This window comes from Streptomyces sp. NPDC088745, from assembly GCF_044751045.1.
GTDB classification, from domain to species: domain Bacteria; phylum Actinomycetota; class Actinomycetes; order Streptomycetales; family Streptomycetaceae; genus Streptomyces; species Streptomyces cremeus.
On record NZ_JBIVLB010000002.1, the window covers coordinates 223,480 to 246,485 of the forward strand.

The window sequence follows — 23,006 nt, forward strand, 5'->3', positions numbered from 1 at the left end:
CCGGGCCCCGGCGCGCGGCCGGCTCAGCGGGCCGGGGTCCGCCCGGTCACGCGCGCCGCGCACAGGCCCACCAGGGCGCAGGCCCCGCCGACGGCGAACCCCTCCTGCCACGTCCGTCCCATCAGGTCGTGCTGGAAGACCGCCATCAGCTCCACCAGCACGGCCAGCCACATCAGCAACCGCATTCCATTCGCCTTCATGACACTCGCGGCTACCCCGCACCCGGCGGGATCAACGGGCCGGGCGGGAGCGGGAAGTTCTCCGTCGAGCCGCGCATGACTCCGCCGGAGGCCGGGCACCTGCCTGTACGAGGGCCCCGCCACGTTCCCCCGTCGTGGCGGGGCCCCGTTCACGTACGCGCGGCGCCCACCCCGGTCCACGCCCCCACCAGCGGGCTCCCCGCCCGCTCCAGCCACTCCCGGTACCCGTGCGCCCGCAGCGCCGCGTCCCGGTAGGCGGCCTCCAGGTCGGCGTAGAGCAGCGGCAGTTCGGGGAGTCCCGGGCGGGCCGCGAGCAGCAGGCGTACGCCCAGGGGGTCGCCCCGCAGCGGGCGGATGGCCATGTCGTCGCGCGGGCCCGAAGTGGGCTGGCAGGGGGCGACGGCCTCGCCGATGACGATGAGGGAGGAGGCCGTGAGGTAGTCGCCGTGCAGGAGCGGCGGGTCGAGGCCCGCCTCGTTGAGGACCCGGCGCAGGCCGTCGCGTTCGCCGTCGACGCTCGGGTCGACCATCCAGCGGTCGCCCGCGAGGTCGGCGAGGTCCACGACCGGGGACGCGGCGGCGGGGTGGTCGAGGGAGAGGCAGACGAACTGCGGCTCGCGGTCCAGGAGGACCCGAAACTCCAGTTCGGGCGGCAGCCGCAGCGGGCAGCCCTCGACCTCGTGGACGAAGGCGACGTCCAGGGCGCCGGCGGCGACCATGGCGAGCAGGGCCTCCGCGGAGACGTCGACGTGCAGGGTGGGGTCGGCGTCGGGGAGTCTGAGTCTGAGTCTGCGCAGCCACAGCGCGACGACCCGGCTCGCGGTGGAGCCGATGCGCAGGACGGGACCGGAACCGAGCGCGCGGGCGGACTCGGCGCGCATCTCGGTGATGAGCTCGCTCATGCCGTCGACCAGGGGGCGGGCCCGGCTCAGCAGGGACTGGCCGAGCGGGGTGGGGCGGCAGCCGGTGCGCCGGCGGGAGAAGAGCTGTGCGCCGACCGCGTTCTCGATGCGGCGCAGTTGGGTGGTGAGGGAGGGCTGGCTCATGCCCAGGGCGCGGGCGGCCTTGTGCAGGCTGCCCGCGTCGGCGATCGCGACGAGTGCACGAAGGTGGCGGACTTCGAGCTCCATGGGGGCGAGAGTAGAGCGGAGGCACCCCGGACACCAGAGGTTCCCCTTCCGTTTGGACCCCCGACTGGCTCGATTCGACCGTCCGCGGGGCGGCGGGCGGCAGGGTGATGTCATGGCGCTATCGGCGGTTGACATCATGCGCGGCCCGCTCCCGCTCCCCCACACTCTCCCCAGTCCCATCCGATCCCCACCAGCACCCGGTCCCGCCGGGTCACCGGACAGCAGGGAGAACCCCCCACCATGAGACACCCCCGTGCCTTCTTCGCCGCCGCTCTGGGCCTCGGCCTGGCCGCCGTCGGCGTGGCGCCCGCCGCGAACGCCACCGCACCCGCCCCGGCGGCGTCGAGCTACGTGGCGTACCAGCAGTCCCCGGAGAACGCGGCGGCCACCAAGGCCTTCCAGGAGGCCGTGTGGAAGGAGGTGCGCAAGCAGCGTGCCGCCAACCCCGGCATCCAGGTCGTCACCGTCCGGTACAACGCCTCCAGCGCGCCCACCTTCCGGACCCAGATAGCCCGTTCCACGCAGATCTGGAACAGCTCGGTGAACAACGTCAAGCTCCAGGAGTCCACCACCGGGGCGAGCTTCTCGTACCGCGAGGGCAATGACTCGCGCGGCTCGTACGCCAGCACGGACGGGCACGGGCGCGGCTACATCTTCCTGGACTACCGGCAGAACCAGACCTACAACTCCACCCGTGTCACCTCCCACGAGACCGGACACGTCCTGGGCCTGCCGGACCGCTACTCCGGCCCGTGCAGCGAGCTGATGTCGGGCGGCGGCCCCGGCCCGTCCTGTCAGAACGCCGTCCCGAACGCCACCGAGCGCGCCCGCGTGGACCGCCTCTGGGCGAACGGACTCGCCGGCTGACCTGCCGCGCGGCCGCGTCCGCGCTTCGGCGTCGCTCACGTGGAGACGCCCGTACGGTCGCTTTCCCGACCGTACGGGCGTCTTCGCGCGCCCGCCGCGACGAGGAGCGGCGGGGCGGCTCAGGCCGTCGAGGCCCGCGGTGGCTGGAAATCGCCCTGCACGGGCAGCAGTTCCACCCGTGGCGGCGGGAAGGGGCCGCGGTTTCCGGTGCCCGGTCCCTCGGCGGGCCTGCGCTCGAAGTCGGGGCAGCGGTGGGTCTCCTGGACGGGACCGGAGCTGCGGTCCCAGATGCCGAGGAGGGCGGCGGCGTCCCCGGCCTCGCGGTAGGCGTCCTTGGCGTCCCGGAAGCAGGCCAGGCCGCCGAAGAGGCCGGGGCCGGACGCCGGGTAGTAGTCGGAGAAGGCGCAGGAGAGACAGGACTTGAGGTAGGAGCCCTCGGGGAGCTGCCGCTGGATCTCGGCGAGGGCGCCCTCGAAGTCGTTCTCGGCGTGGCCGGAGGTGAACAGCGCGCCGTCGAAGTGCAGGGCGAGGGCCAGGTGCAGGCGCTCCGGGTCGCCGTCGGGCGCGCCGGGGGCCGGGCGGCCCAGCGAGAGCAGGCAGCGCAGGGCGGCACGGTGCACGATGCCGTCGTCGTACACCGGCATCGGTATGTCCCACTCCAGGACGCAGCCGCACAGCGCGCCCGCGGGGGTGAGGGTGAAGGCGCCCTCGTCCGGGGGGACTTCGGGGTCGGGGAAGAGGCCGGTGAAGGTCTCGCCGGTGAGCTCGTGCCCCCGGATGCGGGCGCGCAGGCGCCGCCCGTCGGTGCTGAGGGTGAGGGCTTCCGTACCGGCGCGATCGCGGTACCAGCCGACCCATGACTCTCCTGTCATGGGCGGGACTTTAGTGCGTCCGGGGGACCCGCCGATCAAGGGCGGCCACCGCGGGGTGGCCGCCCCGGGGCCCGGTCACCGGATCTTGCGGTACGTCGAGACGATCGCGCCGTTGTCGAAGCTGCGGACGGACGTCAACTCGTAGCGGCGCAGGGCGAATCCGGCGGACGCCATGGGGATTCCGGAGCCGACGAGGACCGGGTAGGTCTTGATGACCAGCTCGTCGATCTCCTCGACGAGCTGCCCGGCGATCTCTCCGCCGCCGCAGAGGTAGATGTCGAGCTCGCTGTCCTCCGCCTTCAACTCCCGCACCTTTTGCACCAGATCACCCTGGATCAGCTCGATCGCGGGGTCGGGGGACTCGGTGAGGCTGCGGGAGGCGACGTACTGGCGCAGGTGCGCGTACGGGCTGGTGATGCCCATGTCGTACGCGACCTGGTTGCTCCTGCGGCCCTGGACGACGGTGTCGAAGCGGGTCAGCGGGGCGTCCGCGATGCCCAGGTGCGCACGGCCGAACGCCGGGACGGTGTCGCCGTACTCGCCGAGCAGGAAGGCGTGGAAGTCGCCGGACGCGAACTGTTCGAAGAACGAGCCGTCGCCGGTCTCCGGGTGGCCGATGAAGCCGTCGATGGAGGTGGCGATGTAGTAGATCAGCTTGCGCAAGCGGGTCAGCCCTTCAGCCGGAAGTAGGTGAGCACGACGGTGCCGTTGTCGAACGTCCGCGTGGAGTCGAGCGAGAAGGAGTGCACGCCGAACGCGGCGGTGAAGACGCGGACGCCGTCGCCGAGGACGACCGGGTAGACCTTGAGGACGAGTTCGTCGATCTCGTCCAGGAGCTGGCCGGCGACCTCAGCGCCGCCGCCGAGGTAGATGCCGAGCCCGCCCTCCTCGGCCTTCAGCTCCCGCACCTTCGCGACCAGGTCGCCGGAGATCAGCTCGACCGCCGGGTCGGGGGACTCGGCGAGGCTGCGGGAGACGACGTACTGGCGCAGGTGCGCGTACGGGCTGGTGATGCCGATGTCGAGGGCGGCCTGGTAGGTGGTGCGGCCCTGGATCATCGTGTCGAAGTGCGTGTTGGGCGCCGCGTCGGCGCCGAGCGCGGCGCGGACGTGCGTGGGCAGGCACTCCGGGTAGGCGCCGACCAGGAAGTCCTTCAGGAACTCCTCGCTGATCGGATAGGCGTCGATCGAGAGGTCCGGTGCGGCGATGAAGCCGTCGAGGGACATGCCGACGTAGTACGTGAGCTTGCGCAAGCGGGGTCCTCTTTCCAAGGGGTCGTGGTGGGCCTGCTGCCGCAACCACGACAGCTATAGTGCTTCAGGTGTAGTGGTTGCGCAAGCCTTTCGCGGTACGAGATCTGAGAAGGAAGAGAACCCATGGCCAGGAACCCCGAGCGCCGAACCGCCCTGCTGGACGCCGCCATTGACGTACTCGCCGACGAGGGCGCCCGCGGGCTCACCTTCCGCGCCGTCGACGCGCGCGCCAGGACCCCCACCGGCACGGCCTCCAACTACTTCGCCGACCGGGACGCCCTGCTCGCCCAGGTGGCGGTGCGGGTCAACGAGCGCATGACGCCCGACCCGGCGCACGTGGCACGCCTGATGGCCCCCGAACCGTCCCGGGAGCTGATCGTGGACCTGATGCGGGACCTGGTGCGCCGGGTGGTCGCCGAACGCTCCGGATATCTGGCGATGCTGGAACTGCGGCTGGAGGCCACCCGGCGGCCCGCGCTCCGCGAGGAGCTGAACCGGACCGTCCGGGAGACCTTCGACGACAACCTCCGGTTCCACCTGGAGGCCGGCCTGCCGGGCGACGCCGACGACATGCGGGTCCTCTACCTGGCGATGTCCGGCCTGCTGGTGGAGCACTTCACGCTGCCGGAAATGCTCTCCGACACCCCCGAGGCGCTGGACGAACTGGTGGCGGTCACGGTGGAGCGGATCTTCCCGGAAGCCTGATCCGCTCCGGCCTGATCCGCCCTGACGACTTGGCCCGCCCTGGCGGCTTGATCCGCCCTGGCGGCTTGATCCGCTCCGGCCGCTTGACCCGCTAGAGCCGCGGCTCCGTCTGCGGGTCGCGCCACATCGGGTACATCAGCGGTCCCCCGTCGGGCAGCCGCAGCGGCTCCCCCAGGTCCGTGAAGCCGCTGCGCAGATACAGCTCGCGGCTGCGCGCGCTGCTGGCCTCCAGGTAGGCGGCGGTGCCCTCCCGGTCGCAGCGCTCCAGCACCGGCACCATCAGCGAGGAGCCGAGGCCCTCGCCCTGCCGCTGCGGGTCCACACCGATGATCCACAGATACGCGTGTTCCCGGTGGTGCGGGTGGTTCGCCGCGGTCAGCGCGCCGACCGTCTCGATGCGGTCGTTGTCCGGGTCGACGGCGGCACGCAACTGCGCGGGCCCGTCGTCGGGTTCCGGTTCGCCCTCGGGCGTGGGCAGCCACATCGCGACGGCCGACAGGTCCTCGGTGACGTCCACCCAGCCGTGCTCCAGGCACAGGTCGAAGAAGGCCCCCATCATCTGCGCGTGGACCCGGTCGTAGCGCGCCGGGTCCGGGAAGATCCAGTTGCTCACCGGGTCGTCCCGGAAGGAGTCGTCCACCACGCGCAGCACCGCGTCGCGGTCCGCCTTCGTCGCCTGCCGTATCCGTACGCCCATGATCGTCTCCGTGTTCCGCGCCCGCTCCGCTGTGGCGGACGTACGTGCTCAACGTACGTCCATGATCGCAGAGTTGGGGGTGCGGGGCGGGGCCCGCCGACGAATTCCGGCGGGCCCCGCCCCGTACGCGAAACCCCTCCGCCGACGGACTCTCCCCCTCCGGTCAGCGCGTCCTGCGCGTCACGAACTCGGCGAGCGCGAGCAGGTCGTCGGCGGCGGCCAGGTCCGGGACCGCCCGCGAGAGGTGGTCCACCGCCCTGGCCATGCGGTCGGCGGCCTGGCTCTGCGCCCAGTCCCGGCCGCCGGCCCGTTCCACGGCGTCGGTGGCCAGACGCACCGTGGCGGCGTCCATGGCGGGTGCGCGGTAGAGCTCCGCCAGTTCGGCGGCGGCCGGGGAGCCGGAGGCCATCGCCGCCACGACGGGCAGCGACTTCTTGTGCGCGGCCAGATCGGCGCCGGCCGGTTTGCCGGTGTGGGCGGGGTCGCCCCAGATGCCGATCAGGTCGTCGATGAGCTGGAAGGCGAGGCCGGCCTCGCGGCCGAAGGCGTCCATCGCCTCGACCTCCTCCGGCGCGGCCCCCGCGTACAGCGCGCCGATCGCGCACGCGCAGCCCAGCAGGGCACCGGTCTTCGCCTCGGCCATGGTCAGGCACTCGGCGATGGTGACGTCCTGCGGCGCCCGGTTCTCGAAAGCGCAGTCGGTCTGCTGGCCCGCGCACAGCTCGATGACGCAGGCGGCGAGCCGGGCGGAGGCCGGCTGGGCGGCCGGGTGCGGGTCCTCGGCGAGCACCCGCAGGGCCAGTGCGCACATCGCGTCGCCCGCGATGACCGCGTCCGGGATGCCGAACACCGTCCAGGCCGTGGGCCGGTTCCGGCGGGTCGGGTCCTCGTCGATCACGTCATCGTGCAGCAGGGTGAAGTTGTGCGCCAACTCCACCGCGGCGGCGGCGTGTTCGGCCTCGCCCGGGTCGCCGCCGAGCGCGTGCGCGGCGGCCAGGACGAGGGCGGGCCGGATCGCCTTGCCCGCGTGCGCCTGCGTCGCCGTGCCGTCGGCCCGCTCCCAGCCGAAGTGGTAGCGGGCGATCCGGCGGAGCTGCCCCGGCAGCGAGTCGACCGTCTCCCGCAGCCGCGGGTCGACGGCGGTCCTGGTACGGGCGAGGAGTGCGGCGGCCCCCTGCGGGCCGCCCGTGTCGCCTGCCGCCCGGGTCGTGGTCATCGTCAATGCCAACTCCCTCCGTACCGGGGGGCGCCGGCGCTCCCGCGCGACCGCGCCCCCGTCCTCCCCTTACCCCCTCGGGCCGTCCCCTCCTCCCGCCGGCGGTCAGTGCCAGCGGCCGATCTCGACGTTCTCCAGCACGCCCAGCGCGTCCGGCACCAGGACGGCGGCCGAGTAGTAGGCGGTCACCAGGTAGGAGATGATGGCCTGCTCGTCGATGCCCATGAAGCGCACCGAGAGGCTGGGCTCGATCTCGTCCGGCAGCCCGGTCTGGTGCAGGCCGACGACGCCCTGCTCCTCAAGTCCCGTACGCATGCACAGGATCGAGGTCGTCCGGGCGTCGGTGACCGGGATCTTGTTGCACGGGAAGATCGGGACGCCGCGCCAGGCGGGGATCTGGTTGCCGCCGATGTCGACGCTGCCGGGCACCAGGCCGCGCCGGTTGAACTCGCGGCCGATCGCGGCGATGGCGCGCGGGTGGGCCAGGAAGAACTTGTTGCCGCGCCGCCGGGAGAGGAGTTCGTCCAGGTCGTCGGGGCTGGGGACGCCGTCGTGCGGCTGGAGGCGCTGCCCGTAGTCGCAGTTGGCGAGGAGGCCGAACTCCTTGTTGTTGATCATCTCGTCCTCCTGCCGTTCGCGGAGGGCCTCGACGGTGAGCCGCAACTGCTGCTCGGTCTGGTTCATCGGCTGGTTGTAGAGGTCCGCGACCCGGGTGTGGACCTTCAGGACGGTCTGCGCGACGGAGAGTTCGTACTCGCGCGGAGCGGCGTCGTAGTCCACGAAGGTGTGCGGGACCAGGGCCTCGCCGACGTGGCCCGCCGACAGGTCGATGGGGGCTTCGCCGAACTCGTTGGTGCGCCGGCGCGGCAGGTCGCGGACGGCCGCGAGATGGCCGCGCAGGGACTCCGTGCGGTCCGCGAGCGTCAGGACGTCGTTCCTGGTCAGGGCGAGGACCGTGCACGCGGTGGCGGCCTTGGCGGTGTATCCCCAGGTGGCGTCCTCCTCAACGAGGGCCTGGTCGCCGAAGTAGGCGCCGTCCGCGAGGACGCCGAGCACCTGCTCCTCCTCGTAGGGGCCGGAGCCGATCTTCTCGACGCGGCCGTGCGCCAGCAGGTACACGGTGTCCGCGCTGTCGCCCTCGCCGGCGATGACGTCCCCGGGGGCGAACTCGCGCTGCTCGCAGCGCTGCGCCAGCTCGTGCAGCACGTCCTGGTCGTCGTACGTCCGCAGGGCGGGCAGCTCGCCCAGCTCGCCCGGGATGACGGCGACCCGGCTGCCGGTCTGCACGAACTCCACCCGCCCGTCGCCGACCGCGTAGCTCAGCCTCCGGTTGACCCGGTAGGCGCCGCCCTGGACCTGCACCCAGGGGAGCATCCGCAGCAGCCAGCGGGAGGTGATCTCCTGCATCTGCGGCGCGGACTTGGTGGTGGTCGCCAAGTTCCGCGCGGCGGCCGTGCCGAGACTCTGCTGCGGCTGCGGCTGCACTTGCTGATCGCGGACTTCGGGACCTGCCTCGACCGACATCTGACTTCCTCTCACGGCATCTGTGCTGACCTGCGGCAGAAGCCTTTCAGCACGGCCCGTGGCGGCGCCATTACACAAAAGAGTGTGACTAGATCACCGGCGAAGGGGGAATCCCGCGCGCCGGGTTGACCGGGCGGGACGGCCGGGGCGCGCGGAACGTCCGCACGCCTGAGTCGCATCCGAAATGCAACTCACTCAGCGTGACGTCATGCGGCTGACGAGATTCACCGACCTGGCACCGCGCGTGCTGATGCGCCTGGCCGTCGAGAAGGACGGACCGCCCACCGCCCGGGAGGTGGCGACGGCCATGGAGATCCCGTGCACGCACACCGCCAAGGTGGTCTTCCCGCTCCAGCACCTGGGCCTGGTCGAGGCCCGCCGGGGCCGCGGCGGCGGGCTCGCGCTCACCGCGGCGGGCCGGACGGCGTCGGTCGGCACGGTGGTGCGGGAGCTGGAGGGGTCCGGCGACGTCGTCGACCGCGAGGGCGGGACGGCGTACCCGCCGCGGTCGGCGTGCAGCCTGCGCGGGGCGCTGCGGCAGGCCCAGGAGGCGTTCTTCGCCGCGCTGGACCCGCTGACGGTGGACACGCCGACCGGCGCGCCGACGGGGCCGCTGCTGCTGGGCCTCTCGGCGACTCGCCGGGCGGACCGAGCCGCGCGGGCCCCGCCCGCACCGGCCATTTCCGGCCGTTTCGGAGACGTACGACCCGATGGCGTACGACCCGATGACGCAGGACCCGTCGGCGTGCGGCCCGGTGACGACCCATCAGCCGCGGCCGACGTCTTTCGCCCCGCCTTTGACTACGACTCTCATATACCAATGAGCCTCGCGAGGAGCCCGCCATGCTCTCCCCCGCCGCCACCGCGACCGTCCGCGCCACCCTTCCCGCCGTCGGCGCGGCGATCGAGGACATCACCGCGCTCTTCCACGACAAGCTCTTCGCGGCCTACCCGGAGCTGCTGCGCGACCTCTTCAACCGGGGCAACCAGGCGGCCGGCACCCAGCGCCGGGCACTCGCCGGGTCGGTCGCCGCCTTCGCGGCGCACCTCGTGGACCGGCCCGACGGGCGGCCGGACGCGATGCTCTCCCGGATCGCGCACAAGCACGCGTCACTGGGAGTGACGGCGGGCCAGTACCGGGTGGTCCACCAGCACCTCTTCGCGGCCCTCGCCGAGGTGCTCGGGGACGCGGTGACGCCCGAGGTCGCGGCGGGCCGGGACGAGGTGTGCTGGCTGACGGCGCACGCGCTGACCGCCGTCGAGGACCGGCTGTACGCGCAGCACGGCGTCCTGAAGGACGACACCTGGCGGGACTGGGAGCTGGCCGGGCGCACCGAGGAGACGGCCGAGGTCGCCGTCTTCCGACTGCGGCCGGCGGACGGGGGCCGATGCCCGCCGCCGAGCCGGGCCAGTACGTCTCCGTGCAGGTGGAGCTCGCGGACGGGGCGCGGCAGATCCGCCAGTACAGCCTCTCCTCGGCACCGGCGCCGCACTGCGCTCGATCGCCGTCAAGCGGATCGGCGACGGCGAGATGTCGTCCCACCTGCACGCGCACGTGCGCGAGGGCCACCGGCTGCGGGTCTCCGCGCCGTACGGCGACCTGGTCGTCGCCGACGGCGACGCGCCCCTCCCGTCGGCCTCGGCGGGCATCGGCTGCACTCCGATGAGCGCGACACTGGAGCACCTGGCGGCGACCGGGCACGGCGCCCCGGTGACGGTGGTCCACACCGACCGCTCCCCCGCCGCCCACCGCTGCGCGCCGACCACGGGCGGCCGGCCGAAAAGCTCCCGGCGGCCACGGCCCACTTCTTCTACGAGCACCCGGAGCCCGGCCACCCGGCCGACCGCACCGGCCCGGTGGACCTCTCGGGCGTCGAGTTCGCCCCCGGCACCCGCGCCCACCTCTGCGGACCGCTGCCGTTCATGCGGGCGGTGCGCGCCCGGCTCCCCGCCAAGGGCCTGCCCGCGGCGGACGTCCACTACGAGGTGTTCGGCCCCGACCTGTAGCCGGCGACGACCTGAGGGACGCCTGGGATGTCCGGAACGGCTCGCACACCGTGCGAACGGGCTGTCACGGACGGTGATCTTCCGGTACAAGCGGTAGGAGCGATTCCGTTCTGATTCCGTACGGAGGCCCCCATGGCCCGCCCCCTCTCCGCCGACGCCTTCCTGTCCGCACTGCGCGCCGAGGGGGTGACCGTGGTCGAGGTCGGCAACTGGCGCACCCACAACCGGCACGGCCACGGCCCCTGGGGCCCGGTGCACGGCGTGATGATCCACCACACGGTCACCCGGGGCACCGCGGCGACGGTCGCCCTGTGCCGCGACGGCCACGCGAACCTGCCGGGCCCGCTCTGCCACGGGGTGATCGCCAAGGACGGCAGGGTCCACCTGGTCGGCTACGGCCGGGCCAACCACGCGGGCCTCGGCGACGACGACGTCCTGCGCGCGGTGATCGCCGAGAAGCGGCTGCCCCCGGACAACGAGGCCAACACCGACGGCAACGCCCGCTTCTACGGCTTCGAGTGCGAGAACCTCGGCGACGGCAAGGACCCCTGGCCGGCCGCCCAACTGGAGGCGATCGAGCGCGTCTCGGCGGCGATCTGCCGCGCCCACGGCTGGGGCGCGGCCTCGGTGCTGGGCCATCTGGAGTGGCAGCCGGGCAAGGTCGACCCGAGGGGCTTCAGGATGGACTGGATGCGGGGCCGGATCAGGGACCGGCTGAAGTGACCCGCGGACCGGGGGGAGGACGGCTGCGCAGCAGCCCCTTCCAGCGGCGCGGGGAACTGCGCGACCGGCCACGACGCACCTGCACGGCCCCGGGACCACCCGCCCCCGCACGGTCCCGGGACCGCCGCCCCTCCGCACGGGCCCGGGACCGCCCACAACGCATCCGCACGGACTCACGACCAGCCACGACGCACCCACCGGACCCGCGACCCGCCCGCACAGAACCGGGACCAGCCACGCCCCCCGGCCCCCTCACCCGGACGGGACCCGCAGGACAATGACCCGGTGCCCCCCGACCTGCGCCCCCGCCTCCCCTCCCCCCTGACCCCCGTCCGGGACCCCCGCTTCGACGGCCACGGCGTGCGCCTCCTCCTCAAGCGGGACGACCTGATCCACCCGGACCTCCCGGGCAACAAATGGCGCAAGCTCTCCCCCAACCTCCGCGCCGCCGCGGGCCGCCCCCTCCTCACCTTCGGCGGGGCCTACTCCAACCACCTGCGCGCCACCGCCGCCGCCGGCCGCCTGCTGGGCATCCCCACCGTCGGCGTCGTCCGCGGCGACGAGCTCGCCGCACGCCCCCTCAACCCGTCCCTCGCCCGGTGCGCGGCGGACGGCATGCGGCTGCACTTCGTCTCCCGTACGGACTACCGCCGGCGCCACGACCCGGCGTACCTGGCCGCGCTCCTGCCCGCCGTCTCCCTCCCGGACCTCCCCGAGCCGTACGTCGTTCCCGAGGGCGGCAGCAACGCCCTCGCCGTCGAGGGCTGCACGCGGCTCGGGCGGGAGCTGCACGGGGTGACGGACGTGGCGGCGGTGGCCTGCGGCACCGGCGGCACCCTGGCCGGGCTCGCGGCGGGCCTGGCCCCCGGCCAGCGGGCGCTCGGCGTCCCGGTCCTCAAGGGCGGCTTCCTGGAGCAGGAGGTCGTACGCCTCCAGGAAGCGGCCTTCGGCGGACGGCGGGGCGAGTGGTCCCTCGCCGACGGCTTCCACTGCGGCGGCTACGCCCGCACCACCCCGGAGCTGCTCGCCTTCGCCGACGACTTCGAGGCCCGGCACGGTCTGCCGGTCGAGCGCCTGTACGTCGCCAAGACGCTGCACGCCCTGACCGTCCTGACCGCACAGGGCGCGTTCCCGCCCGGCACCCGGCTGACGGCGGTCGTCACCGGACGCCCGTAGAACCGGACGGCAGGAGTCCTCACTCCTCCTCCCGCCACCCGGCCGCCTCCTCCAGGTCCAGCCGCCGCAGCAGGGTGCGCAGCATCTCGTCGTCGATCCGGCGGGTGTCCCGCAGCTCCACGAAGACCGCCCGCTCCGCGTCGATGAGCTCCCGGGCCACCCGGCGGTACGTCTCGTCCGCCGACTCCCCGGTCTCCTCGTTGACCGCCCCGAGCCGCTCCCACACCGCGTTCCGCCGCCGTTCCAGCACGGTCCGCAGGCGGTCCTCCAGGGGTTTCGGCAGGGCGTTGGCCGGGTCCGCCAGCAGCTCCCGCAGCCGTGCCTCGGCCGCCGCCGACGCCTCGTTCTGCGCCTGCGCCTCCGCCAGGGTCGCCGCGTACCGGTCCCGCCCGGTCACCTTCAGCGCGCGGATCAGCGGCGCCAGCGTCAGTCCCTGCACGCCGAGCGTGCCGATCACGGTCGTGAAGGTGAGGAAGAGGATCAGGTTCCGCCCCGGGAAGGGCTCCCCCTCGGCCGTCAGCGGGATCGAGAAGGCGATCGCGAGCGACACCACGCCCCGCATGCCCGCCCACCCCACGATCAGCGGCGCGGCGACGGTGGTGTCCGGCTCGCGCGTCCTGATCCGCTCCGACAGCCACCGCGGCAGGTACGTCGCCGGGAAGACCCACACGAACCGCACCACCACTACCAGCAGGAACACCACGACCGCCCACCAGAGGACCTCCTTGCCGCCGTACGGTCCCAGCCCCGCCAGCACCACCGGCAGTTGCAGCCCGATCAGCGCGAAGACGGCCGACTCCAGCACGAAGGACACCATCTTCCACACGGCCGCCTCCTGGAGCCGCGTCGCGAAGTCCACCTGCCAGGAGCGGTGGCCGAGGAAGAGGGCGACCACCACGACCGCGAGCACCCCGGACGCGTGCACGTACTCGGCGGCCGCGTACGCGACGAAGGGGATGAGCAGCGACAGCGTGTTCTGGAGGATCGCCTCCTTCAGCCGGGTCCGCAGCCAGTGCAGCGGCACCATGAGCAGCAGCCCCACCCCGACCCCGCCGACCGCCGCCACCAGGAACTCCTGCACGCCCGCCGTCCAGCTCGCCCCCTCCCCGACCGCCGCCGCGAGGGCGACCTTGTACGCGGTGATGGCGGTGGCGTCGTTGACCAGCGACTCCCCCTGGAGGATCGCCGTGATCCTGGGCGGCAGCCCCAGCCTGCGGGCGACCGCGGTGGCCGCCACCGCGTCCGGCGGCGCGACCACCGCCCCCAGCACCAGCGCCGAGGCCAGCGGCAGCCCCGGAACGAACAGATGAACCAGCCACCCCACCAGCACGGTCGCGAACAGCACGTACCCGACCGACAGGAGCGCCACCGGCCGCAGGTTCGCCCGCAGGTCCAGGTACGAGCTCTCCAGCGCGGCGGTGTGCAGCAGGGGCGGCAGCAGCAGCGGCAGCACGATGTGCGGGTCGAGGGTGTACGCGGGCACCCCCGGCACGAAGGACGCGGCGATCCCCACCGCGACCAGCAGGAGCGGCGCGGGCACGGGGGTGCGCCGGGCCAGCCCGGCGACCGCCGCGCTCACCGCGATCAGCGCCAGCAGCGCGGTTGCGTCCATCGGCTCGGGGCCCGTCCCTCCGGTTCGGCGTCACGTCGTCCACCCATGACGTCATGAACAATGGTCTCCATGAACGCATGCCCGCACGTCGAAGAGCTGCCGCGGCCCGCCCCCGAGCCGCTCGGCGACACCTGTCCGGAGTGCCTGGCCACCGGCACGCACCCGGTACAGCTGCGCCTGTGTCTGAGCTGCGGTCACGTGGGCTGCTGCGACTCCTCGCCGGGCCGGCACGCCACCGCGCACTTCGAGGACGCCGGCCACCCGGTGATGCGCAGCTTCGAGCCGGGCGAGAGCTGGCGCTGGTGCTTCGTCGACGGTTCGATCGTCTGAGACGTGGGTAGCTCAACCCCTCGTCGGTGGCGTCCAATTGGGCCCCGCACACCCCTAGCCACTGTCCGTGCGCATGGGCTTACCATGTGTGACATCTCGCCGGGCAGGGGGTCCGGCGACACGGAGCGGCGGATCGCGATAGCGTCACCGGCGATAGACGTGAACGACGTACCGCTTGTGCCACCTTGGAGGTGAGGGTGTCCCCTATCGCAGGCGAGCCCGGGAACCAGGACTTCGTGGAGGTCCGGCTGCCCGCTGCGGGTGCCTACCTGTCGGTGCTGCGTACGGCCACGGCCGGCCTCGCAGCGCGTTTGGACTTCACCCTCGACGAGATCGAGGACTTGCGCATCGCGGTGGACGAGGCGTGCGCGATCCTGCTCCAGCAGGCCGTGCCCGGCTCCGTCCTCAGCTGTGTGTTCCGGCTGGTGGACGACTCACTGGAAGTGACGGTCTCGGCGCCCACCACCGACGGCCGCGCCCCCGAACGCGACACGTTCGCGTGGACGGTGCTCTCCGCGCTCGCCGGCAAGGTCGACGCGACCGTCGCCGACGACAAGACGGTCAGCATCAGTCTGTACAAACAGCGCGGCGCGGGGCCCGGTCCGGTATGAGCGGGGACGGGCCGGTGCGGGACGAGGAGCGCAGCAGGCGGGCGCTGAACGGGATTCCTGAGCAGCAGGCCCGCCCGCACCCGGCGGAAGAGGCTCAGGCGGCAGAGCGGGCGGCGGACCAGATGAGCGACGACAGGCGCGACACCGAGAAGCGCGACAGCGGGCACCGCGACGAGAACACCTCGCAGGAGGTCCACTCCGGCGGCGGGACCGCCGGGGCGGCCCACGCCGGGGTGTCCGAGCCGCACGCCGGGACGACGGACGCGTCCGAGCCGCATTCCGGCGCACCGGACGCACCCGAGCCCCACCGGGAGCGCGCCGAGGCCCCCGACCCCCGGGACCGCTCGGGGGCGCGGCTGCTCTTCGTCGAGCTGCGCGGGCTGCCCGACGGCTCCCCGGCCAGGGCCGAGCTGCGCAACCGTCTCGTACGGATGCACCTGCCGCTGGTCGAGCACCTGGCGCGGCGCTTCCGCAACCGCGGGGAGCCGCTGGACGACCTCACCCAGGTCGCCACGATCGGGCTGATCAAGTCGGTGGACCGGTTCGACCCGGAGCGCGGCGTCGAGTTCTCGACGTACGCCACTCCGACGGTCGTCGGCGAGATCAAGCGGCACTTCCGCGACAAGGGCTGGGCGGTACGGGTCCCCCGCCGCCTCCAGGAGCTGCGGCTCTCGCTGACCTCGGCGACGGCGGAGCTCTCCCAGCAGCACGGCCGCTCACCGACCGTGCACGAGCTGGCGGAGCGCCTGGCGATCTCCGAGGAGGAGGTCCTGGAGGGGCTGGAGTCCGCCAACGCGTACTCCACGCTGTCCCTGGACGTCCCCGACACGGACGACGAGTCCCCGGCGGTCGCCGACACCCTGGGCGCGGAGGACGTGGCGCTGGAGGGCGTCGAGTACCGCGAGTCGCTGAAGCCGCTGCTGGAGGACCTGCCGCCGCGCGAGAAGAAGATCCTGCTGCTGCGCTTCTTCGGCAACATGACCCAGTCGCAGATCGCCCAGGAGGTCGGCATCTCCCAGATGCACGTCTCCCGGCTGCTGGCCCGCACCCTGGCCCAGCTCCGCGAGAAGCTCCTGGTGGAGGAGTAGCCGGTCCGTCGCGCACGGACCGTGCGGAGCGGGGCCCGCCCGGCGCTCAGGCGCCGCCGCGGGCCCCGTTCGCGTTCCCCGGGGCGGCTCAGGCGCCGCGCGGGCCCCGCTTGATGCCCAGGGCGTCCACGACGGCCGGGTTCAGCAGCAGCACCAGCGAGACGACGGCGACCGCGCCGAGCAGGATGCCGGCCGGGATCGAGAAGGCGCCGTCGGTGGTCATCAGGGTGTAGGCGACCGGCAGCGCCATGAGCTGGGTGATCACGGCGGGCCCGCGGCTCCAGCTTCGGCGGGTCCGCAGCCCGTTCGCGGCGACCAGCGGCAGCACGGCGAGCGCGACGAGGGTCAGCCCGCCCATCTCCGCCTGCTCGGGCCGGTCCGGAGTGCCCAGCAGCCCCATCACCAGCAGGTACAGCCCGACGGCGACCAGCGCGAGGCCCTCGGCCGCCACCAGCGCGGCGGCGGCCCCCAGGCGCGCGGGCCGGGGCTCGCGCGGGTGCGGCACGGCCGGCGAATCGGGCAGCGGCTGCTCGTCCTCGGCCGGGGGCCGGGCCGGGGGCCGGGTCCCGGACGGGGCGACCGGCTTGCGCGCGGACTTCGCGGCGGATTTCCGTACCGACTTTTTACTCACTCCTGCAGGGTAACGAGACACCCCGTGACCCCGTACTCGAACCCCTCGCTCCGAGCTTCCCCTCCCCGCCCCGGTAACCTGCACCGCATGCGCGCACTTCTCGTGGTCAATCCGGCAGCAACCACCACCAGTGCCCGCACCCGGGACGTCCTGATCCACGCCCTGGCCAGCGAGATGAAGCTGGAGACGGTCACCACCGAGTACCGCGGGCACGCCCGCGACCTCGGCCGGCGGGCCGCCGACAACGCCGACACCATCGACCTGGTGGTCGCGCTCGGCGGCGACGGCACCGTCAACGAGGTCGTCAACGGACTGCTGCACGCGGGCCCCGACCCCGAACGCCTGCCCGGATTCGCGGTCGTCCCCGGCGGTTCCACGAATGTCTTCGCCCGCGCGCTCGGCCTTCCCAATGACGCCGTGGAGGCGACGGGCGCGCTTTTGGACGCGCTGCGTACCGGAAGCGAACGCACAGTGAGCCTCGGCCTCACAAAAGGCGTACCGGGAACGGAGGACGAAGCCGTCCCGGAACGCTGGTTCACCTTCTGCGCCGGTCTGGGATTCGACGCCGGCGTCATCGGCCGGGTCGAACAGCAGCGGGAGCGCGGAAAGCGCTCCACGCACGCCCTCTATCTGCGCCAGGTGGTCCGCCAATTCCTGGAGGAACCCCACCGCAGACAGGGTGTGATTTCTCTGCAGAGGCCCGGTGAGGACCCGGTGACCGACCTGGTTCTGGCGATAGTCTGCAACACCTCCCCCTGGACCTACCTGGGGAATCGCCCGCTGTACGCCTCCCCGGAGGCGTCTTTCGAGACCGCCCTCGACGTGCTGGGCCTCAGCCGTCTTTCCACTCCGGCGGTCACCCGGTACGCCACGCAGTTGCTCACTTCCACCCCGGAGCGCGGCCCACACGGGAAGCACGCCGTGACCCTCCACGACCTGACGGACTTCACCTTGCATTCGAAGGTGCCACTGCCCCTTCAAATGGACGGCGACCACCTCGGGTTGCGTACGAGCGTCGCGTTCACAGGCGTTCGCCGTGCACTGCGTGTGATTGTGTGAGTGGAAGGGCCCAAAGTCCTTTATCTCGAACGTACGGACTGCCATCCACCCCATGGAAGTACGGCTGTGACCTAGCCGACACCGAGGAATCAAAAAAAACTTTCCGGAAGGGGTTGTATCCGCCGACGAGGTTTGCGAGTCTCTTCATGGCGATCGGGACGGCCCGCAACACCGGCCTCCCTGAGAACCAGAATCCCTCCTCACACTCAGGACCACAACCAGTGTTCGCTGGAAGTCGGCCCTTCCCCTGTGAGGGGATTCGTGAAAGCGTTCACATTCACAAGCAACGTGCATGTCACAAGGAGAGGTAGCAGCCATGGACTGGCGTCACAACGCCGTTTGTCGTGAGGAAGACCCGGAGCTGTTCTTCCCCATCGGCAACACCGGTCCTGCGCTGCTGCAGATCGAGGAAGCCAAGGCCGTCTGCCGCCGCTGCCCCGTCATGGAGCAGTGCCTGCAGTGGGCGCTCGAGTCCGGCCAGGACTCGGGTGTCTGGGGTGGCCTCAGCGAGGACGAGCGCCGCGCGATGAAGCGCCGCGCCGCTCGCAACCGGGCGCGCAACGCGACCGCCTGAACCACCCTGCTTCGAGCCTGAGCTCGGCGGCGCATACAGCGCGTATGCAGTCACCGCCCCCGAAATCGCAGCGCGCAGTACCCCCCAATGCGCAGTAACGCGTGAGCAGTTGAGCCCCGGACCGTCACCTCGGTCCGGGGCTCTTCGCTGTCGTGGCAGGCCGCGCCCGCCGTCGGTCCGGGGCGCGGGGGCTACTTCTGCGGCCGCACGGGGACGTCCAGGACCACGCGCGTCCCGCGCTCGGGGCCGCGGACCATGTCGAAGGTCCCGCCCAACTCGCCCTCCACCAGGGTCCGCACGATCTGGAGCCCCAGGTTGCCGGCCTTCTTCGGGTCGAAGCCCTCGGGCAGACCCCGGCCGTCGTCCAGCACGGTGAGCAGCAGCCGGGCCTCGGCGGAGGTGCCGCCGCGCACGGCGGAGACCTCCACCGTGCCCTCGTCGCCGGGGGCGAAGGCGTGCTCCAGGGCGTTCTGCAGGACCTCCGTCAGCACCATGGAGAGCGGAGTGGCGACCTCCGCGTCCAGGATGCCGAAGCGGCCGGTCCTGCGGCAGGTCACCTTTCCGGGCGAGATCTCCGCGACCATGGCCAGGACGCGGTCGGCGATCTCGTCGAACTCGACGCGCTCGTCCAGGTTCTGGGACAGCGTCTCGTGGACGATCGCGATCGAACCCACGCGCCGCACGGCCTCGTTGAGGGCCTCGCGCCCCTGGTCCGAGTCCATCCTGCGGGACTGGAGTCTCAACAGGGCGGCGACCGTCTGGAGGTTGTTCTTCACCCGGTGGTGGATCTCCCGGATGGTGGCGTCCTTGGTGATCAACTCCCGCTCGCGGCGGCGCAGTTCCGTGACGTCCCGGCAGAGCACCAGGGAGCCGATCCGGGTGCCCTTGGGCTTGAGCGGGATGGCGCGGAGCTGGATCACTCCCCCGCTGCCCTCCACCTCGGTCTCCCGGGGCGCGTACCCGCTGGCCAGCTTGACCAGGGCCTCGTCCACCGGGCCCCGGGAGGGCGCGAGCTCGGCGGTGGCCTGGCCGAGGTGATGGCCCACCAGGTCGGAGGCGAGGCCGAGGCGGTGGTAGGCGGAGAGCGCATTGGGACTGGCGTACTGGACGATCCCGTCGGCGTCGAGCCGGATGAGCCCGTCCCCCACCCGCGGGGAGGCGTCCATGTCGACCTGCTGCCCGGGGAAGGGAAACGATCCGGCGGCGATCATCTGGGCCAGGTCGGAGGCGCTCTGGAGGTACGTCAGCTCCAGGCGGCTCGGCGTACGGACCGTCAGCAGGTTCGTGTTGCGGCCGATGACGCCGAGCACCCGCCCCTCGCGCCGCACGGGGATGGACTCGACCCGGACCGGGACCTCCTCGCGCCACTCCGGGTCGCCCTCGCGCACGATGCGGCCCTCGTCCAGGGCGGCGTCGAGCAGCGGGCGGCGGCCGCGCGGGACCAGGTGGCCGACCATGTCGTCGTGGTACGAGGTGGGACCGGTGTTCGGGCGCATCTGCGCCACGGAGACATAACGGGTGCCGTCGAGGGTCGGGACCCACAGCACGAGGTCGGCGAAGGACAGGTCGGAGAGCAACTGCCACTCCGAGACCAGCAGGTGGAGCCACTCGAGGTCGGACTCGCTGAGGGCGGTGTGCTGGCGTACGAGATCGTTCATGGAGGGCACGCGTCGAACATACCCGTAACCTGTGGGACAACCGGCGGTGCGCAGGCGTAGACAGGGGTTAGTGGTCTAGTCCACAATGGCCGGGCAAAGCTTCATCCTCCCCGCACAGGAGGGTGAAACCGAGGGACGCGCGCTCTCTGCCCTGACTGCGCCCGCCCCTCCTGACGGCCGGAGGCACCGCACACCGCCGGCCGATGCAACTCCGGGCTGCGGTGCCGGGCGGGCTGAGGGTCCCGCCGGGCGCCGTGGCCCGCGGGTGTCTCTACGGCCCCTCCTCGGGCGGCCAGGCGCGCATCGCCAGTTCCGCCACCGCCTCCAGCTCCGCCCGGTCCGCCCCGTCGCGAGCCTGCTGCGACATGCCCTGGAGCACGGCGCCCGAGAAACGGGCCAGGGCCTCGGGGTCGGTGCCGGACGGGAGCCGGCCGGCCGCCACGTCGGCCCGGACGCGGGAGGCGAAGGCGGCGATGTTGGCGTTGCGGCGGGCCCGCAGGGACTCCTCGACCTCGGGGGTCGTGCAGTTGGTCGCGGCGGTGATCACCAGGCAGCCACGGGGGTGGGCGGGGTCGGTGTACTCCGCCGCCGCCTCGTGGAGCAGCCGGCCGACGGCCGCCCGTGCCGTGCCCTCCTCCTCCAGGGCACGGGCGCCGAAGGCGCCGTGGGTGGCGGCGTACCGGGCGACGACCTCCGCGAAGAGGGCCCGCTTGTCGCCGAAGGCGGCGTAGAGGCTGGGGGCGGCGATGCCCATCAGGCGCGTGAGGTCGGCGACCGAGGTCGTCTCGTACCCGCTCTCCCAGAAGGCCAGGGTGGCCTTCTCCAGGGCCGCCCCCCGGTCGAAGGACCGGGGCCGGCCGCGCTGTCCGGTTGCCATGCCGGGATTCTATAGCGTCCGCTAGCTATTTCAGCGCCCGCCGGGTGTCTCCGGTCAGCGGGTCTCGGTGACCTTGGCGAGGGCCCGGGGGGCGTCGGGGTCCTGGCCCCGGGCGAGGGTCACCTCGTACGCGAGGAGCTGGAGGGGGAGGATGTCCAGGACGGGCTGGAGTTCCTCGGGGACGGACTCCGTGGGGACGGCGAAGCCCGAGGACGCCTGGGCGACCTGGGACGCGGGGCCGACCACGAAGAGGTCGGCGCCCCGGCCGCGCAGCCGGTCCAGGACGGGCTGGAGGGCCTCGCCGCCCCTGCCCGAGGTGACCACGGCGATGACCGGGGAGATGTTGTCGACCATGGCGAGCGGGCCGTGCAGCAGGTCGGCGCCGGAGTAGGAGAGGGCGGGGATGTAGCTCGTCTCCATGAGCTTGAGGGCGGCCTCCTTGGCCGTGGGGTAGCCGTAGCCGCGCGAGGTGATCACCATGCGTTCGGCGAAGCGGTAGCGGGCGGCCAGGGCGCGGACCTCCTCCTGGCGGGCCAGGATTCCCGCGGCCAGGTCCGGCAGTCCGGCGGCCGTCGCCGTGCCGTCCCGCGACTGGAGGCCCTGGACGAGGAGGTAGAGGCAGAGGAGGGAGGCCGTGTAGGTCTTCGTCGCGGGCAGGGCCCTCTCGGGGCCGGCCAGGACGTCGATGTGGTGCTCGGAGACCGCCGCGAGGGGGGAGTCGGGGTTGTTGGTGACCGCGAGGGTCAGGGCGCCGGCCTCGCGGGCCGCGCGCGTGGAGGCCACCAGGTCCGGGGAGCCGCCCGACTGGCTGACCGTGACGACCAGGACGTCGCGCAGGGAGGGGCGGGCGCCGTAGGCCGTCGTGGTGGACATGGAGGTGAGGCCGCAGGGCAGTCCGAGCTGGATCTCCAGCAGGTACTTGGCGTACAGGGCCGCGTTGTCGGAGGTGCCGCGCGCGGTGAGGAGCACGAAGCGGGGGCTCTTGGCGGCGATCGCCTGCGCCGTCGCGAAGATCCGCGGGGCCGCCTCGTCCAGGATCCGGCGCAGCACGGCCGGCTGCTCCGCCGTCTCGGCGGCCATCAGGCGGCCCGGGCGCTCCGCGAAGGGGGCCGTTGGGAGGGAGGGGACGCTCATCCCCTGCGCCGGTCGTTCCACGGGCGACATGACGGACCTCCCGGACCTGCCTGGCACGGCTGCTCGAGGTGACGGATGCTCGGGGCCAGTCGACCATGGGAGTCCACGGGGCCGCCAGTGGAAGGACGGTGCGGACCCGCGGAAGACCGGGTGCGCGGACCTCCGCTCTGCTAGATTGGTCTATACCACAGATCGTCCGGCCCCGCAGGACCTCGGCGGACGGTCTCCGCACTCCCACACAGACAGGCAGGCATCAGCGTGGAAGTTGTCATCGTTCCGGACGCCAGGGCGGGCGGCGAGCTCATCGCGCAGAGCATCGTGGACCTGCTGGGCGGCAAGCCCGACGCCCTGCTCGGTGTCGCCACCGGTTCGTCCCCGCTGCCCATCTACCAGGCCCTGGCCGCCAAGGTGGCCGCCGGTGAGGTGGACGCGTCCCGGGCCCGGATCTGCCAGCTCGACGAGTACGTGGGCCTGCCCGCCGGACACCCCGAGTCCTACCGCGCGACCGTCCTGCGCGAGGTCGTGGAGCCGCTGGGCCTGACCGAAGCGTCCTTCTTCGGCCCCGACGGGTCCGCCGAGGACGTCCAGGCCGCGTGCGAGGCGTACGACAGGGCGCTCGGCGAGGCCGGCGGCGTCGACCTCCAACTGCTGGGCATCGGCACCGACGGGCACATCGGCTTCAACGAGCCCTGCTCCTCGCTCGCTTCGCGCACCCGGATCAAGACGCTGACCCAGCAGACCATCGACGACAACGCGCGCTTCTTCGACGGCGACACCGCCCAGGTCCCGCGCCACGTCATCACCCAGGGCATCGGCACCATCCTGGACGCCCGCCACCTGGTCCTGCTGGCCACCGGCGAGGGCAAGGCCGAGGCCGTCGCGCAGACCGTCGAGGGCCCGCTCTCCGCGCTCGTCCCGGCCTCCGCGCTCCAGCTCCACCCGCACGCGACCGTCGTCGTCGACGAGGCCGCCGCCTCCAAGCTGAAGCTGGCTGACTACTTCCGGCACACCTACGCCAACAAGCCGGTGTGGCAGGGGCTGTAACCACCGCGAGTACGCACG

At 72.7% G+C, this 23,006-nt stretch carries 23 protein-coding genes and 2 pseudogenes; 12 read left to right on the forward strand and 13 right to left on the reverse strand.

The window, feature by feature from the left end:
- Positions 1-23: 23 nt before the first annotated feature.
- Positions 24-200, reverse strand: coding sequence for a hypothetical protein (locus tag ACIP93_RS05585; protein WP_345228480.1), 177 nt, complete (start codon positions 198-200; stop codon positions 24-26).
- A 149-nt stretch (positions 201-349) separates the two neighbouring features.
- Positions 350-1,330, reverse strand: a complete 981-nt coding sequence (locus ACIP93_RS05590; protein WP_345228481.1) for a LysR family transcriptional regulator — start codon at positions 1,328-1,330, stop codon at positions 350-352.
- Positions 1,331-1,570: 240 nt separating this feature from the next.
- On the opposite strand from ACIP93_RS05590, the gene snpA reads away from it, so the two are divergent.
- Positions 1,571-2,197 carry a snapalysin gene (gene snpA, locus ACIP93_RS05595; RefSeq protein WP_345228482.1) on the forward strand — a complete coding sequence of 209 codons (627 nt, stop codon included), beginning with the start codon at positions 1,571-1,573 and terminating at the stop codon, positions 2,195-2,197.
- A 119-nt stretch (positions 2,198-2,316) separates the two neighbouring features.
- On the opposite strand, the gene ACIP93_RS05600 is transcribed toward snpA, so the two are convergent.
- The 3 genes from ACIP93_RS05600 to ACIP93_RS05610 form a co-directional block, all read right to left on the reverse strand.
- Entirely contained in the window at positions 2,317-3,069 is a 753-nt protein-coding gene (locus ACIP93_RS05600; protein ID WP_401756046.1) for a DUF6304 family protein, read from the reverse strand.
- A 75-nt stretch (positions 3,070-3,144) separates the two neighbouring features.
- Positions 3,145-3,732 (reverse strand): dihydrofolate reductase family protein, encoded by a 588-nt coding sequence (locus ACIP93_RS05605; RefSeq protein WP_401756049.1) that lies wholly within the window; start codon positions 3,730-3,732, stop codon positions 3,145-3,147.
- A gap of 5 nt (positions 3,733-3,737) precedes the next feature.
- The gene (locus ACIP93_RS05610; protein WP_401756052.1) at positions 3,738-4,322 is read right to left on the reverse strand and encodes a dihydrofolate reductase family protein; all 585 of its coding nucleotides are present in this window, start codon (positions 4,320-4,322) and stop codon (positions 3,738-3,740) included.
- Positions 4,323-4,445: 123 nt separating this feature from the next.
- On the opposite strand from ACIP93_RS05610, the gene ACIP93_RS05615 reads away from it, so the two are divergent.
- Positions 4,446-5,027 carry a TetR family transcriptional regulator gene (locus tag ACIP93_RS05615; RefSeq protein ID WP_345228486.1) on the forward strand — a complete coding sequence of 194 codons (582 nt, stop codon included), beginning with the start codon at positions 4,446-4,448 and terminating at the stop codon, positions 5,025-5,027.
- A 91-nt stretch (positions 5,028-5,118) separates the two neighbouring features.
- Here the strand turns inward: ACIP93_RS05615 and ACIP93_RS05620 are convergent, their stop codons facing one another.
- From ACIP93_RS05620 to ACIP93_RS05630, 3 genes are all read right to left on the reverse strand, one after another.
- Positions 5,119-5,724 (reverse strand): GNAT family N-acetyltransferase, encoded by a 606-nt coding sequence (locus tag ACIP93_RS05620; RefSeq protein ID WP_345228487.1) that lies wholly within the window; start codon positions 5,722-5,724, stop codon positions 5,119-5,121.
- Between the two features lie 163 nt (positions 5,725-5,887).
- On the reverse strand, positions 5,888-6,940 hold the full coding sequence (locus tag ACIP93_RS05625) for a family 2 encapsulin nanocompartment cargo protein polyprenyl transferase (RefSeq protein WP_401756056.1): 1,053 nt from the start codon (positions 6,938-6,940) through the stop codon (positions 5,888-5,890).
- Between the two features lie 105 nt (positions 6,941-7,045).
- Positions 7,046-8,464 carry a family 2B encapsulin nanocompartment shell protein gene (locus tag ACIP93_RS05630; protein ID WP_345228489.1) on the reverse strand — a complete coding sequence of 473 codons (1,419 nt, stop codon included), beginning with the start codon at positions 8,462-8,464 and terminating at the stop codon, positions 7,046-7,048.
- Positions 8,465-8,672: 208 nt separating this feature from the next.
- Between ACIP93_RS05630 and ACIP93_RS05635 the strand changes: the two are divergent.
- The 4 genes and pseudogenes from ACIP93_RS05635 to ACIP93_RS05650 all read left to right on the forward strand — a co-directional run.
- Positions 8,673-9,098: pseudogene (locus ACIP93_RS05635) on the forward strand (RrF2 family transcriptional regulator); the annotation flags it as partial.
- Between the two features lie 209 nt (positions 9,099-9,307).
- Positions 9,308-10,471: pseudogene (locus tag ACIP93_RS05640) on the forward strand (FAD-binding oxidoreductase).
- Between the two features lie 132 nt (positions 10,472-10,603).
- The gene (locus ACIP93_RS05645; protein ID WP_345228491.1) at positions 10,604-11,194 is read left to right on the forward strand and encodes an N-acetylmuramoyl-L-alanine amidase; all 591 of its coding nucleotides are present in this window, start codon (positions 10,604-10,606) and stop codon (positions 11,192-11,194) included.
- A 285-nt stretch (positions 11,195-11,479) separates the two neighbouring features.
- Positions 11,480-12,370 (forward strand): pyridoxal-phosphate dependent enzyme, encoded by an 891-nt coding sequence (locus tag ACIP93_RS05650; protein ID WP_345228492.1) that lies wholly within the window; start codon positions 11,480-11,482, stop codon positions 12,368-12,370.
- Between the two features lie 19 nt (positions 12,371-12,389).
- Here the strand turns inward: ACIP93_RS05650 and ACIP93_RS05655 are convergent, their stop codons facing one another.
- Positions 12,390-13,982 carry a Na+/H+ antiporter gene (locus ACIP93_RS05655; RefSeq protein WP_345228493.1) on the reverse strand — a complete coding sequence of 531 codons (1,593 nt, stop codon included), beginning with the start codon at positions 13,980-13,982 and terminating at the stop codon, positions 12,390-12,392.
- Positions 13,983-14,051: 69 nt separating this feature from the next.
- Between ACIP93_RS05655 and ACIP93_RS05660 the strand changes: the two genes are divergently transcribed.
- The 3 genes from ACIP93_RS05660 to ACIP93_RS05670 all read left to right on the forward strand — a co-directional run bounded on the left by ACIP93_RS05660 (position 14,052) and on the right by ACIP93_RS05670 (position 16,011).
- Positions 14,052-14,312, forward strand: coding sequence for a UBP-type zinc finger domain-containing protein (locus ACIP93_RS05660; RefSeq protein WP_401756061.1), 261 nt, complete (start codon positions 14,052-14,054; stop codon positions 14,310-14,312).
- 197 nt (positions 14,313-14,509) lie between these two features.
- Positions 14,510-14,923: an anti-sigma regulatory factor gene (locus tag ACIP93_RS05665; protein ID WP_345228495.1), complete on the forward strand. Its 414-nt coding sequence runs from the start codon at positions 14,510-14,512 to the stop codon at positions 14,921-14,923.
- Positions 14,920-16,011 carry an RNA polymerase sigma factor SigF gene (locus ACIP93_RS05670; protein WP_401756064.1) on the forward strand — a complete coding sequence of 364 codons (1,092 nt, stop codon included), beginning with the start codon at positions 14,920-14,922 and terminating at the stop codon, positions 16,009-16,011. Before ACIP93_RS05665 ends, ACIP93_RS05670 begins: the two co-directional genes overlap by 4 nt.
- Before the next feature lie 88 nt (positions 16,012-16,099).
- On the opposite strand, the gene ACIP93_RS05675 is transcribed toward ACIP93_RS05670, so the two are convergent.
- Entirely contained in the window at positions 16,100-16,642 is a 543-nt protein-coding gene (locus tag ACIP93_RS05675; protein WP_401756067.1) for a hypothetical protein, read from the reverse strand.
- Positions 16,643-16,729: 87 nt separating this feature from the next.
- Between ACIP93_RS05675 and ACIP93_RS05680 the strand changes: the two genes are divergently transcribed.
- Both ACIP93_RS05680 and ACIP93_RS05685 read left to right on the forward strand, forming a co-directional pair.
- The gene (locus ACIP93_RS05680) at positions 16,730-17,701 is read left to right on the forward strand and encodes a diacylglycerol kinase family protein (RefSeq protein ID WP_345228497.1); all 972 of its coding nucleotides are present in this window, start codon (positions 16,730-16,732) and stop codon (positions 17,699-17,701) included.
- A gap of 316 nt (positions 17,702-18,017) precedes the next feature.
- Positions 18,018-18,275, forward strand: a complete 258-nt coding sequence (locus ACIP93_RS05685) for a WhiB family transcriptional regulator (protein ID WP_004937597.1) — start codon at positions 18,018-18,020, stop codon at positions 18,273-18,275.
- 191 nt (positions 18,276-18,466) lie between these two features.
- Here the strand turns inward: ACIP93_RS05685 and ACIP93_RS05690 are convergent, their stop codons facing one another.
- The 3 genes from ACIP93_RS05690 to ACIP93_RS05700 all read right to left on the reverse strand — a co-directional run bounded on the left by ACIP93_RS05690 (position 18,467) and on the right by ACIP93_RS05700 (position 21,944).
- Entirely contained in the window at positions 18,467-19,933 is a 1,467-nt protein-coding gene (locus ACIP93_RS05690; protein WP_345229150.1) for a PAS domain-containing sensor histidine kinase, read from the reverse strand.
- Between the two features lie 271 nt (positions 19,934-20,204).
- Positions 20,205-20,810 (reverse strand): TetR/AcrR family transcriptional regulator, encoded by a 606-nt coding sequence (locus ACIP93_RS05695; protein WP_401756070.1) that lies wholly within the window; start codon positions 20,808-20,810, stop codon positions 20,205-20,207.
- A 54-nt stretch (positions 20,811-20,864) separates the two neighbouring features.
- Positions 20,865-21,944, reverse strand: a complete 1,080-nt coding sequence (locus tag ACIP93_RS05700) for an SIS domain-containing protein (RefSeq protein ID WP_401756995.1) — start codon at positions 21,942-21,944, stop codon at positions 20,865-20,867.
- 258 nt (positions 21,945-22,202) lie between these two features.
- Here ACIP93_RS05700 and nagB point away from each other — a divergent pair, with 258 nt between their 5' ends.
- The gene (gene nagB / locus ACIP93_RS05705) at positions 22,203-22,988 is read left to right on the forward strand and encodes a glucosamine-6-phosphate deaminase (protein ID WP_401756073.1); all 786 of its coding nucleotides are present in this window, start codon (positions 22,203-22,205) and stop codon (positions 22,986-22,988) included.
- The last annotated feature ends 18 nt before the right edge of the window (positions 22,989-23,006 follow it).

Excerpts from the sequence above, each read along its gene's own strand:
- ACIP93_RS05695 (WP_401756070.1), bottom strand. The coding sequence starts at position 20,810 with ATGGCAACCGGACAGCGCGGCCGGCCCCGGTCCTTCGACCGGGGGGCG.
- ACIP93_RS05590 (WP_345228481.1), bottom strand. The coding sequence starts at position 1,330 with ATGGAGCTCGAAGTCCGCCACCTTCGTGCACTCGTCGCGATCGCCGAC.
- ACIP93_RS05600 (WP_401756046.1), bottom strand. The coding sequence starts at position 3,069 with ATGACAGGAGAGTCATGGGTCGGCTGGTACCGCGATCGCGCCGGTACG.
- ACIP93_RS05655 (WP_345228493.1), bottom strand. The coding sequence starts at position 13,982 with ATGGACGCAACCGCGCTGCTGGCGCTGATCGCGGTGAGCGCGGCGGTC.
- ACIP93_RS05630 (WP_345228489.1), bottom strand. The coding sequence starts at position 8,464 with ATGTCGGTCGAGGCAGGTCCCGAAGTCCGCGATCAGCAAGTGCAGCCG.
- ACIP93_RS05690 (WP_345229150.1), bottom strand. The coding sequence starts at position 19,933 with ATGAACGATCTCGTACGCCAGCACACCGCCCTCAGCGAGTCCGACCTC.
- ACIP93_RS05660 (WP_401756061.1), top strand. The coding sequence starts at position 14,052 with ATGAACGCATGCCCGCACGTCGAAGAGCTGCCGCGGCCCGCCCCCGAG.
- ACIP93_RS05670 (WP_401756064.1), top strand. The coding sequence starts at position 14,920 with ATGAGCGGGGACGGGCCGGTGCGGGACGAGGAGCGCAGCAGGCGGGCG.
- ACIP93_RS05685 (WP_004937597.1), top strand. The coding sequence starts at position 18,018 with ATGGACTGGCGTCACAACGCCGTTTGTCGTGAGGAAGACCCGGAGCTG.
- ACIP93_RS05615 (WP_345228486.1), top strand. The coding sequence starts at position 4,446 with ATGGCCAGGAACCCCGAGCGCCGAACCGCCCTGCTGGACGCCGCCATT.
- snpA (WP_345228482.1), top strand. The coding sequence starts at position 1,571 with ATGAGACACCCCCGTGCCTTCTTCGCCGCCGCTCTGGGCCTCGGCCTG.
- ACIP93_RS05625 (WP_401756056.1), bottom strand. The coding sequence starts at position 6,940 with ATGACCACGACCCGGGCGGCAGGCGACACGGGCGGCCCGCAGGGGGCC.
- ACIP93_RS05645 (WP_345228491.1), top strand. The coding sequence starts at position 10,604 with ATGGCCCGCCCCCTCTCCGCCGACGCCTTCCTGTCCGCACTGCGCGCC.
- ACIP93_RS05680 (WP_345228497.1), top strand. The coding sequence starts at position 16,730 with ATGCGCGCACTTCTCGTGGTCAATCCGGCAGCAACCACCACCAGTGCC.
- ACIP93_RS05620 (WP_345228487.1), bottom strand. The coding sequence starts at position 5,724 with ATGGGCGTACGGATACGGCAGGCGACGAAGGCGGACCGCGACGCGGTG.
- ACIP93_RS05700 (WP_401756995.1), bottom strand. The coding sequence starts at position 21,944 with ATGAGCGTCCCCTCCCTCCCAACGGCCCCCTTCGCGGAGCGCCCGGGC.
- ACIP93_RS05585 (WP_345228480.1), bottom strand. The coding sequence starts at position 200 with ATGAAGGCGAATGGAATGCGGTTGCTGATGTGGCTGGCCGTGCTGGTG.